The organism is Pseudomonas sp. ADAK7, assembly GCF_012935675.1.
GTDB lineage: Bacteria > Pseudomonadota > Gammaproteobacteria > Pseudomonadales > Pseudomonadaceae > Aquipseudomonas.
The window spans coordinates 7,051,187-7,066,386 of sequence record NZ_CP052861.1; the positions used below are offsets into that span (position 1 = coordinate 7,051,187).

General features: G+C 57.2%; 14 protein-coding genes and 2 pseudogenes. 10 read left to right on the forward strand and 6 right to left on the reverse strand.

From position 1 onward, the window contains the following. Positions 1 to 42: 42 nt before the first annotated feature. The gene (locus tag HKK53_RS32185; RefSeq protein ID WP_169374100.1) at positions 43 to 1,473 is read right to left on the reverse strand and encodes an IS1182 family transposase; all 1,431 of its coding nucleotides are present in this window, start codon (positions 1,471 to 1,473) and stop codon (positions 43 to 45) included. Between the two features lie 215 nt (positions 1,474 to 1,688). On the opposite strand from HKK53_RS32185, the gene HKK53_RS32190 reads away from it, so the two are divergent. The 6 genes and pseudogenes from HKK53_RS32190 to HKK53_RS32215 all read left to right on the forward strand — a co-directional run. Then, positions 1,689 to 1,991, forward strand: coding sequence for an ArsR/SmtB family transcription factor (locus tag HKK53_RS32190; protein WP_123509004.1), 303 nt, complete (start codon positions 1,689 to 1,691; stop codon positions 1,989 to 1,991). Between the two features lie 62 nt (positions 1,992 to 2,053). Next, entirely contained in the window at positions 2,054 to 3,028 is a 975-nt protein-coding gene (locus HKK53_RS32195; protein ID WP_169374101.1) for a zinc-dependent alcohol dehydrogenase family protein, read from the forward strand. A 41-nt stretch (positions 3,029 to 3,069) separates the two neighbouring features. Then, positions 3,070 to 3,393, forward strand: a complete 324-nt coding sequence (locus HKK53_RS32200) for an antibiotic biosynthesis monooxygenase family protein (RefSeq protein WP_169374102.1) — start codon at positions 3,070 to 3,072, stop codon at positions 3,391 to 3,393. A gap of 74 nt (positions 3,394 to 3,467) precedes the next feature. After that, positions 3,468 to 4,283, forward strand: coding sequence for an AraC family transcriptional regulator (locus tag HKK53_RS32205; protein ID WP_169374103.1), 816 nt, complete (start codon positions 3,468 to 3,470; stop codon positions 4,281 to 4,283). Positions 4,284 to 4,396: 113 nt separating this feature from the next. Further along, entirely contained in the window at positions 4,397 to 5,467 is a 1,071-nt protein-coding gene (locus HKK53_RS32210; protein WP_169374104.1) for a threonine aldolase family protein, read from the forward strand. A 194-nt stretch (positions 5,468 to 5,661) separates the two neighbouring features. Beyond that, positions 5,662 to 5,997, forward strand: a pseudogene (locus tag HKK53_RS32215) (LysR substrate-binding domain-containing protein); the annotation flags it as partial. A gap of 176 nt (positions 5,998 to 6,173) precedes the next feature. Here HKK53_RS32215 and HKK53_RS32220 read toward each other — a convergent pair. Then, complete coding sequence (locus HKK53_RS32220) at positions 6,174 to 7,103, reverse strand: LysR family transcriptional regulator (protein ID WP_169374105.1); 930 nt, start codon at positions 7,101 to 7,103, stop codon at positions 6,174 to 6,176. 130 nt (positions 7,104 to 7,233) lie between these two features. Between HKK53_RS32220 and HKK53_RS32225 the strand changes: the two genes are divergently transcribed. Both HKK53_RS32225 and HKK53_RS32230 read left to right on the forward strand, forming a co-directional pair. Further along, complete coding sequence (locus HKK53_RS32225; protein WP_429515418.1) at positions 7,234 to 7,551, forward strand: creatininase family protein; 318 nt, start codon at positions 7,234 to 7,236, stop codon at positions 7,549 to 7,551. 94 nt (positions 7,552 to 7,645) lie between these two features. Beyond that, on the forward strand, positions 7,646 to 9,064 hold the full coding sequence (locus tag HKK53_RS32230; RefSeq protein WP_169374106.1) for an aldehyde dehydrogenase family protein: 1,419 nt from the start codon (positions 7,646 to 7,648) through the stop codon (positions 9,062 to 9,064). 184 nt (positions 9,065 to 9,248) lie between these two features. Here the strand turns inward: HKK53_RS32230 and HKK53_RS32235 are convergent, their stop codons facing one another. Then, positions 9,249 to 11,414, reverse strand: coding sequence for an ATP-binding protein (locus HKK53_RS32235; RefSeq protein WP_169374107.1), 2,166 nt, complete (start codon positions 11,412 to 11,414; stop codon positions 9,249 to 9,251). Between the two features lie 95 nt (positions 11,415 to 11,509). After that, a complete protein-coding gene (locus tag HKK53_RS32240) occupies positions 11,510 to 12,067 on the reverse strand; it encodes an ATP-dependent Clp protease proteolytic subunit (protein ID WP_169374108.1) in 558 nt (185 codons plus the stop codon). 266 nt (positions 12,068 to 12,333) lie between these two features. Here HKK53_RS32240 and HKK53_RS32745 point away from each other — a divergent pair. Both HKK53_RS32745 and HKK53_RS32250 read left to right on the forward strand, forming a co-directional pair. After that, positions 12,334 to 12,495 (forward strand): annotated as a pseudogene (locus HKK53_RS32745) (general stress protein); the annotation flags it as partial. Positions 12,496 to 12,746: 251 nt separating this feature from the next. Beyond that, complete coding sequence (locus HKK53_RS32250; RefSeq protein WP_169374110.1) at positions 12,747 to 13,358, forward strand: cytochrome d ubiquinol oxidase subunit II; 612 nt, start codon at positions 12,747 to 12,749, stop codon at positions 13,356 to 13,358. A 122-nt stretch (positions 13,359 to 13,480) separates the two neighbouring features. Here HKK53_RS32250 and HKK53_RS32255 read toward each other — a convergent pair whose 3' ends face one another. Beyond that, positions 13,481 to 14,185 (reverse strand): helix-turn-helix transcriptional regulator, encoded by a 705-nt coding sequence (locus tag HKK53_RS32255; protein WP_169374111.1) that lies wholly within the window; start codon positions 14,183 to 14,185, stop codon positions 13,481 to 13,483. A 2-nt stretch (positions 14,186 to 14,187) separates the two neighbouring features. Continuing rightward, positions 14,188 to 15,120, reverse strand: a complete 933-nt coding sequence (locus HKK53_RS32260; protein ID WP_169374112.1) for an NAD(P)-dependent alcohol dehydrogenase — start codon at positions 15,118 to 15,120, stop codon at positions 14,188 to 14,190. Positions 15,121 to 15,200 lie beyond the last annotated feature (80 nt).

Below are 15,200 nucleotides of genomic sequence, written 5' to 3' on the forward strand. Positions count from 1 at the left end.
TGTAGCGGTTTAGCGCCTTCTGGGGCAGAGAAAACCGAGACTTTACGCCGCCATCGCCTTCAGCAAACTTGCTGTACCGATGATGTTCATAACCCGCTTCATGTTGTAGGCGAGTACATTCAGACTCATCTCCGCGCTTACCCCGACCAGTTTGCGCGTCAGGAAATGCGTTGAGCCCATCCATTGTTTGAGCGTCCCGAAGGGATGCTCAACTGTCCTTTTTCGGATTCGCATCATGTCCGGTGCATCGTTCAACCGACGCTGCATTTCCTCCAGCACCGCTTCATTTTCCCAGCGCCTTACTCGACGATTTTTGCTCGGCGTGCACTGCGTTTTCAGCCCGCAGCCTTGGCATTTCGAACTCCAATAACAGTGCATATTCATGCCTTTCTCAATACTGGAGAAGCGCCAGGGCAGCGCCTCTCCAGCCGGACAGATGTATTCGTTTTTCGTCGCGTCATAAACGAAAGCATCTTTGTTGAATCGACCATCCGCCTTGGCGCTTGAAGTCATCGGCTTTGGCACGTAGGCAGTGATGTCCGCGTCGTGACAGGCAAGGATTTCCTCACTCTTGAAGTAACCTCGATCAGCTACCACCGCCAGCGTTTCTGACGCCATGGCATCGCGAGCCTGCTTCGCCATCGAGCTGAGTTGATCGCGGTCGGAACCGAAGTTGGTGACCTCATGAGCAACGATCAAATGGTTCTGGGTATCGACCGCTGTTTGCACGTTGTAGCCGACGATTCCCGTGCCGCGCGTCATCATGGAGCGGGCGTCCGGATCGGTCAGTGAGACCTGTTTATCCGGCGATTCGTTGAGCTGGATTTCGATCGCTTGAAGCTCTTTCATTTGAGTTTTGAGCTTGGCGATTTTCTCTTCCAGCCGCACGGCGCTGGGCTCGGAGGCTGTGGGTTCTTGCCGATCAACAGCATCGAGTGCCGTCAGATAACGGTTGATGCTCGATTCAATTTCTTCCATTCGCCGTTTCAGTTTGGCGCTGGTGAAGTTGCGGTCGCGGTTGTTGACTGCTTTGAATTTACTGCCATCGATGGCGACCAAATTTTCTCCGAAAAGTCCCAACTGCTGACAGAGCACAACGAACTGGCGACAGACGCCTCGAATGGCCTTGCTGTTGTCTTTTCGGAAGTTGGCGATGGTTTTGAAATCTGGCATCAAACGCCCGGTCAGCCACATCAGCTCGACATTGCGTTGAGCTTCTCGCTCCAAACGTCGGCTCGACTGGATGCGGTTGAGATAGCCGTAGATGTAGATCTTCAACAAGATCGCGGGGTGGTAAGCAGGCCGGCCAGTATCGGCTGGAATGGCACCTTCAAAACCCAGATTGACTAAGTCCAGTTCGTCGACGAAGACGTCGACTACACGCACCGGATTGGTATCGCTGACGTAGTCGTCGAGGCTCTCGGGAAATAAGGTGCCTTGGCCTCGATGTTCACCTTGGATGAAGCGCTTCATGGGAATCCCTGCGATGAAATCCTCAGAAATCATAGCAAGGGTTCGCGGAGGTGTTTTTACACACTCTGGGCCGATTGCTGCCGTTCACGAACGACTGATTTCCGCCAAAAGTACTATCGCCATAAAGCCCACGGTCGAAAATCATCCCCCTACGATTTTCGTCCTCTGCTGCCTCTCGCATTGACATATCGATAAATCTCGATATCCTCGGGCGCATGGAATTACTCGAAATATTCAAAGCCCTCTCAAATCCTACACGCCTTGAAATCCTGAAAGGCTTGAAGGACCCCGCAAAGAACTTCCCTCCGCAGGATGAGGGTGACGTTCTCACGGTGGGGGTCTGCGTCAGTAGTATCCAGGAAGGTATCGGGCTGTCGCAGTCGACGGTGTCTGGTTATCTTGCAACGCTGCAGCGAGTGGGCCTGGTCGAAGTCAGGCGCATCGGGCAGTGGACTTACTACAAACGCAATGAAGCAACCATCAGTGCGCTTGCCGAGATCATAGGCAAAGATCTGTAATTTTTTTGCTGCACGATATCGAGATATCTCGATATCCCTTTTTATCGATACGAGGATTTTCAATGAAAGCGATGATGCTTAAATCATTTGGCGGCCCGGAATCGTTCGAACTCTGCGATGTGCCCAAGCCCGTGCCGCGTGCGGGACAAGTCCTGGTCCGGGTTCACGCAACCTCCATCAACCCCTTGGATTATCAGGTTCGACGTGGCGATTATCCCGACTTGGTGCCACTGCCGGCCATTACCGGGCACGACGTATCGGGCGTTGTCGAAGCAGTCGGGGAGGGTGTGACGGCCTTCGCCCCGGGCGACGAAGTCTGGTACACCCCGCAAATATTTGACGGGCCAGGCAGTTATGCCGATTACCACGTCGCGGCCGAAAGCATTATCGGGAAGAAGCCTTCCTCGCTAAGCCATCTTGAGGCGGCAAGTCTGACCCTGGTTGGCGGGACGGCGTGGGAAGCACTGGTCGTGCGTGCAGCGCTCAGAGTGGGGGAGAGCATCCTCATACACGGCGGCGCGGGAGGCGTCGGTCATGTCGCGATCCAACTGGCAAAAGCCATCGGCGCCAAGGTATTCACGACCGTGCGCGAGGCAAACTCTGAGTTCGCACGAAGCTTGGGTGCCGATGTGGTCATCGACTACGAAAAGGAGGATTACGTCGACGCCATCCTCCGGGAAACGGCTGGCCGCGGAGTCGATGTCGTGTTCGACACCATCGGCGGCAACACATTGTCGCGTAGCCCCGATGTGCTCGCACAACTTGGCCGCGTGGTCACGATCGTGGACATTGCACAGCCACAAAACGTCGTTCAGGCCTGGGGCAAGAACGCGAGTTATCACTTCGTTTTCACCAGACAGAACCGCGGCAAGCTTGATGAGCTGAGCGCATTGGTGGAGCGCGGTCAGCTGCGGCCACACGTTGGCGCTGTCTATTCGCTTGCCGACCTTGCGCTCGCCCATGCCCGGTTGGAGAGTCCAAATAACGGCATTCAAGGAAAAATCGTGATTGCAGTCGAGCCATCGCTCATTTCGTAAGTGCGTACTTTTAACCGCTTAAGTCATATCAGAGGAACGCCATGATTTACGAGATCGCTTTGCTCCCCGTCCACAAAGAACGCATCGAAATGTTCAGACGTGCATTTGCCGAGGTCGCTCCTTTGCTCACCCGCGCAAAGGGTTACGGCGGCCACTTGCTCGCGCAAGGGATCGAATCCCCCCATGTATTCAACCTGATCGTGCGCTGGGCTTCACTCGAGGATCACACACCGGGCTTCGAAGAGAGTGAAGACCATCGGCTGTTCATGATGGGTTTGGAGGACTATTTTTCGGAAGAACCGAGGGTCTACCATGTTGAGGGGGCAGCTTCAGAGTTGCCATCCTTCGCAACAGCCAAAACCTGACAACCGGTAGATCTATATCCCGCGCGGATCTAGAATTTATTGGCCTTCCTCGCCGCCGAACCCGGTACCGTCCCATGACTGAACACGCCAGTTACCATCACGTTGCCGAAGTGCCTGGCTTGGTGCTGGGCTCAGCGCGCCTGACGGATGCCGGTTTCGATCGCCATTACCACCTCGACTTTCACGTTGGCTTCGTGACCGAAGGCATCCAGCGTCATCGATCCAAAGGCGAGTCGTTTCTGTTGGGGCCGGGCAATATTGCGCTGATGCCGCCGGGCGAAATCCATGATGGCGTGGCCGAGGGCGGCGGCGCCTACACGCTCAAGACATTCCGTCTGTCCCAGGCGCTGGTCGCGAGCCTCACCGAGGACATCAGCGGTCGGCCCCAGGACCTGGAACTGGCCGGCATGTTGCTCGAGAACACCGGGCTCGCTGGCAACCTGCGCGGCTTGCACGCGGTCATGCAACAGGCCATTGGACCCGGCGGTCTGGCGGTGCAGACGCAATGGATCACCCTCGTTGAATGCTTGTTGCGTCAGTCTCGGATGATCATGCCCGAGGCGATTTCGGGCGCGCTCTCGCCCCTGCAATGGTCACGCCTCAGGGACTATTGTTTCAGTCACATCGATCAACGAATTACCCTCGATGACCTCGCCGGGCTTTGCGCGCTGGGGCGGTTTTCGTTCCTCAAGCAGTTCAAACGGACCATCGGCATGACGCCGCATGCCTGGCTGCTGCGCCTGCGTCTTGAACAGGCCTGTGGCCTGCTGTCGCGCAGCGAACTGCCGATCATCGATGTCGCCCAAGCGGTCGGGTTTTACGATCAAAGCCATTTCAACCGTGCTTTTCGACACGCATTCGGCGTTGCGCCTTCGCGCTACAGGAATTGAGTGTCGGCCTTTCGCTGGCCGTCAATTTTTTACAAGCCAGGGCATCATCCCTCTCCCTAGGATGCGCAAAACCGGGCGGATTTTCTTCGCTCGTGCAGCCGAGGACAGAAAAGATGAACGGTGAATCAAGCAGACCGCCCGCATTGGGTTTTGCCAGCGACAACATCGCGGGGGCTTCGCCAGAAGTGGCGCAAGCCATGATCAGGCACAGTACCGGGCAGGCGAGTCCTTACGGCACGGACGAACTCTCCCGGCAGGTCACGCTCAAACTCAGCGAGATATTCGAGCGTGAGGTGGACGTCTTTCTCGTCCCCACCGGCACCGCCGCCAACAGCCTGTGCCTGAGTGCAATGACACCGCCTTGGGGCAACATCTATTGCCATCCGGCCAGCCATATCAACAACGATGAGTGCGGCGCGCCCGAATTCTTTTCCAACGGCGCAAAGCTGATGACCGTCGACGGCCCATCGGCCAAGCTGGATATCGCCCGCTTGCGCGAACGCACAAGGGAAAAGGTCGGCGACGTGCACACCACCCAACCGGCGTGCGTCAGCATTACCCAAGCCACTGAAGTCGGCAGCCTCTACAACCTGGATGAAATCGGCGCCATCGGTGAGGTGTGCAAAGCAAGCGCCTTGGGGTTTCACATGGACGGTTCCCGATTCGCCAACGCGCTGGTTTCCCTGGGGTGCTCGCCAGCGCAGATGACGTGGAAAGCCGGGGTGGATGCGTTGTCGTTCGGGGCGACCAAGAATGGTGCGCTGGCCGCCGAAGCGATCGTTCTGTTCAATCCCAAGCTGGCCACCGAGATGAGCTATCGCCGCAAGCGCTCCGGCCATCTCCTGTCCAAGATGCGTTTTCTTTCGGCGCAGATCGATGCGTACCTGACCGACGACCTGTGGCTGCGCAACGCACGCCAGGCCAACGACGCCGCCCAGCGTCTGGCACGTGGGCTTGCGGGTCTGAGGGGCGTGGAAGTATCGGGCGACACCGAGGCCAACATCCTGTTCTGCAAGCTGGATTCGGTAATCATCGACGCCCTGCTAAAGGCCGGGTTCGGGTTCTACCATGATCGCTGGGGGCCGAACATCGTGCGCTTTGTCACCTCATTCGCGACCACCGCCGAGGATGTCGATCATCTGTTGAGTCAGGTCAGGGGAGTGGTCGATACGCTGCGCGTATAACCGTTGTAATGGGCAATGGTCGGGTATCGGTGATTGTCACGCAAAAAAATATCGCAGCTTTCGGCAGTTCCTGCAGAAGAACGACGTACATCCCGTAGGAGCCGCCGAAGGCTGCGATCTTTGATCTTGATCCTGTGGCGAGGGAGCTTGCTCCCCCTCGGCCACAAAACAGCGCTAAACGCTACTCCGACGGCATCGGTGGTTCGGACGTTTGGCCCGCCACATTGGAGCACCGCTATCTGGGCAGTGAGTGGCATATCTTCTGTGCGTCTCCCGCCTATTTGAGTAAGCACGGCACGCCCGTGACCGATCGCGATCTGGAACATCATCAGTGCATCGCTTACGGCTGGGCGGATGGAACGGTTAGCCCTTGGAGTTTTTCAGGAAAGCACCCGGGCGAAATTGAACGCAGGGCGATAGCCGCAAAGTTTGTTGTGGGAGATGGCGAAGGTCTGGTGATCGCGGTATCGGCGGGATGCGGGATCGCGCAGTTACCGTCATGGTTGATCAAACGTCAGCTTGAAGAGGGGCATTGGTTGAAGTGCAAACACTGACACTGTCCCGCGCGCTGCTGCTGTCAGATGCGTGCACATTTTGATCATCCGGAGCCGGCTGGGTTTATGGATACATTGAGGGCTGGCATGGCAAGCCGGACTGAATTCAATAGCTTTACTTTCAATCCAGCTGAAGATCAACGTCGCGTTTTTCATGGGTGATCAGGATTGCCGGAAGCGAACATTGGCAAACGCTGCAACATCCAGTTCAGCAGTTCTTGAGCGGGTGCCGCCAGCGGGCGTCCGGACTTCACCAGCAGTTTCGCCTCGACCCCTTGGAACAGCGGATGGTCGACGGCCACGGCCGCGAGGCTGCCCTGTGCGATTTCCCGATAGGCTGCCACCTCACCCAGCAGCGAAGCAAACTCGCCGGATGCAACAAGGCGCTTGAGGGCGGCCAACGAGTTGCTCACCAGGGCCGGACGGATCTCGATCTTCTCGGCGTACTCGAGCATTTTCAGCGCATGACCGATACCGAAGGTAGTCGGCGTCAGCACCAGTTGACAGTCGAGCAAATCGGCGACGGTTGCCATTGCCCCTTTCAAGGCCAATGGATGGTCCGGGTGAACCAATAGCATCACGGGTTGCCGGGATGTCGCTCGATAATCGATGTGAGGGTGGGGAGGAGGGTTGTAGGCCAGGCCGATATGCGCGCGATTTTCCGCGATATCGTTGAGGACGTCGTCAACGGGCAGTATGTCCAGCCTGATATCGAGCTTGGGATACTGTTTGCAGAACGGTGCAAGCACGTGGTCGACCAATGTATCGACGTAGCCCTCGCTGATGACGACCCGCACGTGTCCCAACTGTAGACCCTTGATCGCCTGGAGTTGGTCTTCAAGCTTTTCCTGATGCGATCGATAGCCCCGCCAGAATTCCAGCAGGTGCGCTGCAGCCTCGGTGGGCTGAACGCCACGGGCCTGGCGTTCAAACAGCCGGGTGCCCAGTTCTTCTTCCAGCAGTTTGATCTGACGCGTGATCACTGACGGGGAAGTGTTGATGCTGTCCGCCGCGCCACGGATCGATCCGTGGGTCAGCACCTCATGAAAATACCGCAAGCGTTGCTGGTTGATTTCGCGCATAGGGCGTGTCCTTAAGAACAGCGTTGCTCGTAGGGCAACGGTACACGAACATAGTTGCTCTTGCTGCTGTTTAAGCGGTCGGCGCAACATCTTTCGACACGTCAGGCCAACAAGAAAATTGGAGACTCGCATGTCGACCATCGTGACGCCCGCAAACAGCGCCGCCATTTTCCCGACAGGACACGGCATTCATGCAACGCCTTCGGAAATTGCCGTAACCCAGTGGGCCTATCCGCACGCCATCAAGTCGGCTGACTACTCGCCACAGATCGCCAATTGGGGGCCTATTCGAGAGGCTGTCGATTTCCGCGCCCGTCATCCGGATGGCCGCATGGGATCGGACCCGGCGCAAGCGTCACCGGAAAAAGGCCGGCAATTGGTGATGATGGCAGCACAAGGCCTGGTGCAGGAGGTGCAAGCCTTCAGCCGTGAGCCGATCCCGGGCTGAATTACGGAGCGTTATCGGACCCGGCCAACGCCTGGACATACCCGGGCGTTAATGCTTATCGCGGGGAAAACCGCAATCGATCAGGTACACCACGATGTGGAAGATCAATCACAGTTACATTGATGGAACATTCGTTCCCGTTCAGGGAAATGAAACAGTGCAATGCATCAACCCGGCGACCGAGGCGGTCATCGGTACGGTCACCTTGGCTGATCGTGAAGATGCCAGGCGCGCCATCGCGGCGGCTTCGCGTGCTCAAGTCGCGATGGGCCACACCTCCAAGGCCGAGCGTATCGAGATGCTCGAGCAGTTGCAGGCTGCCGTGCTGGCGAGCACGAATGAAATTCGCGATACCGCCATCGAGGAGTACGGCGCGCCGTTTGCCCGTGCCCAATGGGTCAGTCGTTACGCTTCGCAGTCATTTGCCAATGCGGCGCAGGTGTTGAAAAACTACGACCTGGTTCGTTCGGTCGGCGACGCTACCGTGGTGATGGAACCGGTCGGTGTGGCGGCGCTGATTGCTCCCTGGAACAGTACCGCCGGGACGATATGCAGCAAACTGGCATCGGCCATTGCGGCCGGATGTGCCTCGGTCATCAAGCCGAGCGAGTTGAGTCCCTTGCAGACCGATGTGCTCGCCCAGGCGTTGCATCGCGCAGATTTGCCCAAAGGGGTTTTCAACATTCTGTTGGGGCGCGGCAGTGATGTCGGTGATGAAATCAGCACCAGCCCACACGTCGCGAAAATTTCATTTACGGGGTCCACCGCCACCGGGAAGCTCATTGCTCGCGCCGGTATAGAGACCATGAAGCGAGTGAGCCTGTCGCTAACGGGGAAGTCGGCCTCCATCGTGCTTGATGACGCCGATCTCGACTCCGCCATTCCCCTGGCACTGAATGCTGCGTTCATGAATAACGGTCAGGCGTGTGTCGCCGGCACGCGTCTGCTGGTGCCGCGCAAGCACGCCGAGGACATCATCGACCGTGTGAAAAACCTGGTCGGAGCGATGGTCGTCGGCAATCCGCAGGATCCGGCCACCGTTATCGGGCCTCTGGTCAGTCGGGCCCAATTCGAACGCGTACAAGGTTACATCCGCCGAGGGCAGGCGCAGGGCGCAACGCTGATCACCGGTGGCGAGGGCAGACCGATTGGCCTGGACAAGGGCTATTTCGTCAGGCCCACGGTCTTTACCGACGTCACCGGTGACATGGACATCGCGCAAGAGGAGATTTTCGGCCCGGTGCTATCAGTCATTGCGTATGACTCGCCAGAACAGGCGATCGATATCGCCAACGCCAGCATCTACGGCTTGCAGGCCTATGTTTTTTCCCGGCAACCGGAACGTGCCCGAAGCCTGGCGGCCCGGCTGCAGGCTGGCTCGGTGTTGATCAACAGAATCGCGCCAGAGCTGCTTGCGCCGTTTGGCGGGGTCAAGCAGTCCGGTATCGGCCGCGAATTCGGAGTTTTTGGGCTGGAAGCATTTCTTGAGGCGAAAAGTATCGTGTCGGATTAGCCCGGGTTTTCCGGGTGGCGCGACAAATCAGGCAAGGGTGATGCTCACATGGATGTTGGCGCGCGTGGCTTTGGAGTAAGGGGCTGCGTTCATCTGTTCAACGGGTCAACGTCATTTTTGTCATGTCTTATCGAGCACAGATCAGCATGGGATCAACGAAGGCCTTCGATGTGTGGGCCGTGCGCTAATCAACAGATTTGTTTATCAAAGCGCTCACGCGCGAGCTGAGTTCGTTCAAGCTAAAGGGCTTGGTCAGAACCCCGGTAATAGCATCGGCCGTGACCAATCCCGCACCGCCAGCGAAGCCGGTGATGAAAAGCACCTTGAGGTTTGGATATCTGTTCCTGAGTTCGGCCGATAAGCTGATTCCGTTCATAGACCCAGGGAGGCCTATATCGGTCAACAGCAAATCCAGATGCTCGATTTTCTCCGCCTGCTTCATCGCAGACACGCTATCTACTGCTTCAAAAACGCGATAGCCGATTTCGGACAAAAGTTCCGATGTGGTCTGCCGAACGACCGATTCGTCGTCCACCAGCAAAACAGTTTCATTGCTGCCGAAGGGTTCTGGCTGATCAGTCTTGCCAGAGTCGACCGGGGAGTCATCAGGCGGAGAATTATCGACCGGGAAATACATGATCACCGTTGTTCCGACACCCACACTGCTGTGAACTTTCACTTGTCCACCTGATTGCTGGGTAAAGCCGTAAATCATCGAAAGGCCTAATCCTGTGCCTTCACCAATCTTCTTGGTCGTAAAAAACGGGTCGAATATGCGGGACAAGATGTCAGGATTGATTCCAGTACCTGAGTCCGTGACGGATAGGCTCACATAGGTTCCAGGTGGCAACATTTTGTCGGAGGCGGCCGCTTCGTCTATGACGCAGCGGTCGACCAGCAGATCAAGCGCGCCTCCTTCCGGCATTGCGTCTCTGGCGTTGATCGCAAGATTAAGCAGCGCATTTTCCAGCTGGTTGAGGTCGCACCTGATGTGATCGTTTGCACGGAATGAGCACTCGACAGTAATGCTTGGCCCGACAGTGCGACGAATCAGGTCTTCAAGCCCGGCCACCACTTGGCGAGGATCCAACCGTTCGGGTTCGAGTGATTGCTGACGAGAAAACGTCAAAAGGCGTTGCGTTAATGCAGCCGCTCGAGAAGCGGAGGTCATTGCCAAGGAGTTATAACGCGCCAGGTCGGTGTGACGGCCCGCGTCTATGCGTCGCTGCATCAACTCCAGACTACCCATGACTCCAGCCAACAGATTATTGAAGTCATGGGCTATTCCCCCGGTCAGTTGGCCGACGGCCTCCATTTTTTGACTCTGCCGCAGCTTGGATTCCATCATGGCGCGCTCATGCTGTTCGTCCTCGAGTTGCTGAGTACGTTGAGCGATACGATCTTCGAGCAAGTCATTCCATTCACGCAGTGCGTTTTCCAGCTGTATCCGATCGTCGATGTCCTCGAAGGTGCCGTACCATTGCTCGCATTGTCCGCAAGCGTCGAGACTGCAGAGGGCCCGGACTCTGAACCAACGATAATCGCCCGTGTGTTTTCGCAAGCGGATTTGTAAATCAAAAGGCTGCAAAGTGCCTAGTGACTGATCCCACAGTGCGGCGATTGACACCTGATCCGCCGGGTAAACGGCATTGGCCCACTGACGTTCCAATGTCAGCGCGGGTGCCAATCCGGTGTATTCATACCAGCGCGGATCGATGGAGATAAGATTGCCGTGCTTGTCAGCCGTCCAGGGCCATAGCGGATTGAGCTCAGCCGCGATACGGTAATGCCGCTCGCTTTCACGCAGTCGGTTCTCTGTAAGCCGCATGGCTTCCTGGGTTTTGGAACGCTTCAACACTGCGCCAAGCAAGTTGCTGTAGCCCCGGAGGAAGTCGATATCGCTGTCTGTGAACTGGCGGGGGCTGCGACTATCAACCTCGAAGATGCCAAAGGGCCGCTCGCCATTGGCGCCGTGGACTAAAACGTTGACGAAGGCTTTTACCCCGTTTTTCTTCTGAAAGTCGTGATAACGGAATCGGGTTTCCGTCCCAATGTCTGTCGAGACGACGGGCGCATGGGTATTGAGGGAGTACAACTCCGGGCTGCCTTCAACTGCTGTTACCCGAACCTTCCCAACGACGTCGGGCGCCCAGCCCACGCCATTTCTCACGAAGAACGTGACGCCGTCTCCTTCGAGCAACATAAATTTGGCCAGATTGGTTTCCAGCGCTTCTCCGACTAATCGACACGCCTCATCAAGGATGTGCTCCAGGTCATCTGACGCCAAGGCAAGCTCGCCAAATTTGGCAAGCACTTTGCGTTGGCGCAGTAACGTATCCTCGATAGTCATAGGTTCACCAATGAGGGGTTTTAATATCCGAGGCCTGTCCGCAGTCCAGGTTCAATTTCCTTGATCGATGCACCCTCCGCTAAAAACACGCTTATTTAGTTGCCGCTGATTTTCCAGTGTTTGACATCTTCAGCGAACACCATCTGCTTCATCTCATGAGCAATCCCGTAGGCCAAGGATTCGTGCGCGGCAATGACTTTTTCTTCCGCCGACAAGCAATGAAAAATGTCGAGCTTGGTCGCCGCCTCGGCGGTTTCGAGCATGAATATCTGGACGTAGCGCGCCAAGTCGTTGTCGAGACTCGACAGGTATTCGCGCAGGCGCTGATGGTCGACTGATTTTTGGCTGAAGTACCAATTCATCGGGTGAATCAGGAAGCGTGAGTGGGGCGATGTGATACGGCGACCTGCTGCCAAAAACATAATGATGCCCATTGATTCGATGTTGCCCGCGTTGATCGCGCACAGCGGCACCGGCAATGACTTCAGGAACGTGTAGAGGGTGAAGCCAAAGTTGGTACTGCCGCCGCTTGTAGAAAGATTGAGGAGCAACGAGGTGGCGCCTTGATCGATGGCTTCCAGGCAGGAGTCCCGAAAGCGTTCAGTCGTTCCCTGATCGATCTGGCAATGAAAATGCACGATGTGTTCTGTCATCACTTGACCTCCTGTTTGTGATGCGGGGGAGGGGGCTTCTACGAGTTATTAAGTCTAGTAAATATCGAACATTTGGCATGCAAACGGGTGTAAGGCCCCGTCGATGAACGGTGACGTGCCGTCAGTCGAATACGCTTGTTTCCAATGGAACCATCTGCGCGAATCCACTCGTCGCGAGCTCCCGGTTTTTATTCAAACTTTCTGTTTTGTGCGTCCTCCGAATTAGACGAGCCCTTGCTCGTGCCAACGATGTAGAGGTGAACGAAATGGCCAATACAGGAAACGATAAGCCAGGCAATTTTTCTACTGATCGGGACAAGGCTTCAGAAGCCGGTAAGAAAGGTGGAGGCGCTTCCGGCGGAAATTTTGCCAACGACCCACAACGCGCATCTGAAGCAGGCCAAAAAGGTGGTCAAGCTTCCGGCGGACAACAATCGCGCGATAGCGACCGCATGTCCGGAGGCGGACAGGGTACGAATCGCGGAGGGGAATTTGCCGACGATAAAGAAAACATGTCCAAACCAGGCCAGAAAGGTGGCCAGGCTTCAGGCGGACAACAGTCCAACAAGCCTGATCAATCGTCCGGCGGTGGACGCGGCAGCAATCTTTCCGATGACAAATCATCTGAATCGGGACGCAAAGACGGCGGGATGAGCGGAGGTGGAGGACGCAAACCCTGATGCCCGCTGACATCATCAAGCCCCGAACCTTTCGGGGCTTGATTCGTAAAGCAGGGCAGTACGGCGGGAACGGCTGGGAATGGTCGGGACTGTTTCCGCTCTATTGTGGCGCGGTGCTCGTCGTGGGCTATATGTGGTTGGGCGCGTGCTGGCTGTATTGGCGCACTGTAGACGATCTGCAACGTCGGTCAGGTCGACAGGCCAGGGCGTTGGTCATCGTGACCATGATGCTTTTGGCCGTTTTGGTAATCTGGACAGCGAGGCTGGATGCTCAATATGCGCAACGGCTTTCCAATCGACTGATCTGGTTGCCGGCGGCAATACTGCTGACTGCAGTGCTGGTCAGTTTCGCCTTGGGCTTTCGAAGCCGCCGGCATTATCTGCCGCTCTTTGCAGCACTGGGGATTTTTATCTTGGCGTTCGCCCTGATGGTCGCAGCGCTCTTTCCGTTGATTGTCCCGCCTAATCTGACCTTGCAAAAAGCTGCTTCAAGTCCCACCAGTCAGATCTTCATGTTGGTCGGTTTCGCCGTGCTGATCCCGGTGACGCTCATCTATAACACCTACGGCTTCAGAGTCTTCAGCGGAAAGGTTCGCGTCGTTCATGATTGAGTGCAGCATCTCAATGCAGGCCAGCCCAATACCGGTGTACAGCGCCTTGCGCGCCTAGCACCGGATCCTGGTCGGATGCATGCTGAACAGGGCCTGATCTACCCTACAAAAGCTTTACTTCATCAACATGTTTCGCCTTCGCTGTTGCACGGCCGCACCTCCAGGGCGCGCCACTCCTTGACGAGCTGGCGGCGGTGGCGAGGGTAGCGTTCGGCAAGTACCTGGGCGCTCGCAATGTCATCCATCGCGATCACCCGGAACCTACTGTCCAACTCGCACCAGGCTGCGATGAACCGCTTGGACTCGATGAAGCCCAGCTTGATCGGCCAGACCACCTGCTCGTCCAGCGGCGTGTGTTCGATCGACAGGGTTATGCGCAGCTTGCGCTGCTCCCGAAGCGCCCTGCGTATTTCGCTCAGGTCGAGCGCCATCGCGCTCTTCAGCGGATGGCCCACGTAGATCGTGTCGTCGTCCAGGGCCGATTGCATGTCGGGCGGAAGAACGGCATTGATCTTGGCCAGCGCATTCGTCACGGCGAGGGTGAGCGGATCGTCGGCTTGTCGCCTCACCCATTGGGCGCCGATTGCCAGCGCATGCAGTTCCTCTTCGGTGAAGGACAGCGGGGGAAGCAGGAATCCTGGCCGCAGAACATAGCCGACACCGGGCTCTCCCTCGATGTCGGCGCCCATGCCCTGCAGTGTTGCGACGTCACGGCGGATAGTGCGCAGGGACACTCCCAACTCATGCGCAAGGGCTTTGCCTGACACCGTCCTGCGGTGTCGGCGAAGTGCTTGCATCAAGTCGAACAATCGATGACTTCGGGTCATTGCTACTCCATCGCCACGATGCCTTTACCGCCGAGCTTGCGGCCGTTTTCAAGCTCGGTGATCAGTGGGACTGCGGCGCTCAGGGAAACGATTTCTCCAATCGGAAGACTGAACGTGTTTTCCCGCGCGGCGTCCGCAAGCTTCTCGAGAATATCGGCGCGCGGCGAGCCGATGACAGGCTTCAGCCGTCGATCGAAGATCGCCCGGATGAACTTGCCCGGGCCGGGGTTCAGGTCCAGGTACACGCCGCCTCGGCGCAGCATGGCCATCCCCGCAGACACTGTCATTGTAGCGGCGGTGTCGTAGACCACGTCGAAGCGGGTGGTGATCGTCGACAGGTCCATCGTGCGGTAATCATGGACGGTCTGCACGCCGAGTGATTTGGCTCGGTCCATGTCCCTGGCGCTACAGCTGCCGGAGACGACGGCGCCGAAAAGTCGGGCGACTTGTACTGCGGCTTCGCCGACCGCCCCGGCACATCCGTTGATGAAGACATGCTGACCTGCTTGCAGCTTCGCCTTGTCGATCAGCCCGTTCCATGCGGTGATGCCTGGGGTGCCCAGACATGCCGCGTCCTCGAAGGAAACGCTGTCGGGTTTCTTGGCCAGGAATGCCTCCTTCGTCACCACGGCCTGGCCGAGCGCGCCACTCTCCTTGAAGCGGGCGAGGCCGAAGACGGCGTCGCCGGTCTGCAGTCGCGTGACACCGGCGCCGACGGCCGTAACGATGCCGGAGAAATCCATGCCCATCGCGCGGGGGAACGTCCTGCCAGTCACGATCTTCATCTGTCCGCCGCGCAGCTTCCAGTCGATCGGATTGATTGCTGCGAACTTCACCCGTACGGCCACCTCACCGTTGCCAGGTGGACGTAATTCGAAGTCTTCGACCCGCATCACTTCCGGGCCACCATAGTTGTTGTACTGAATGCGTTTCATGAGTGCAGCCACCTGAGGTCTTTCTGTCCGAGGAACTCAGCCTATAACGCAGTGGTGCCAATTCCTGGCACCATTCATGC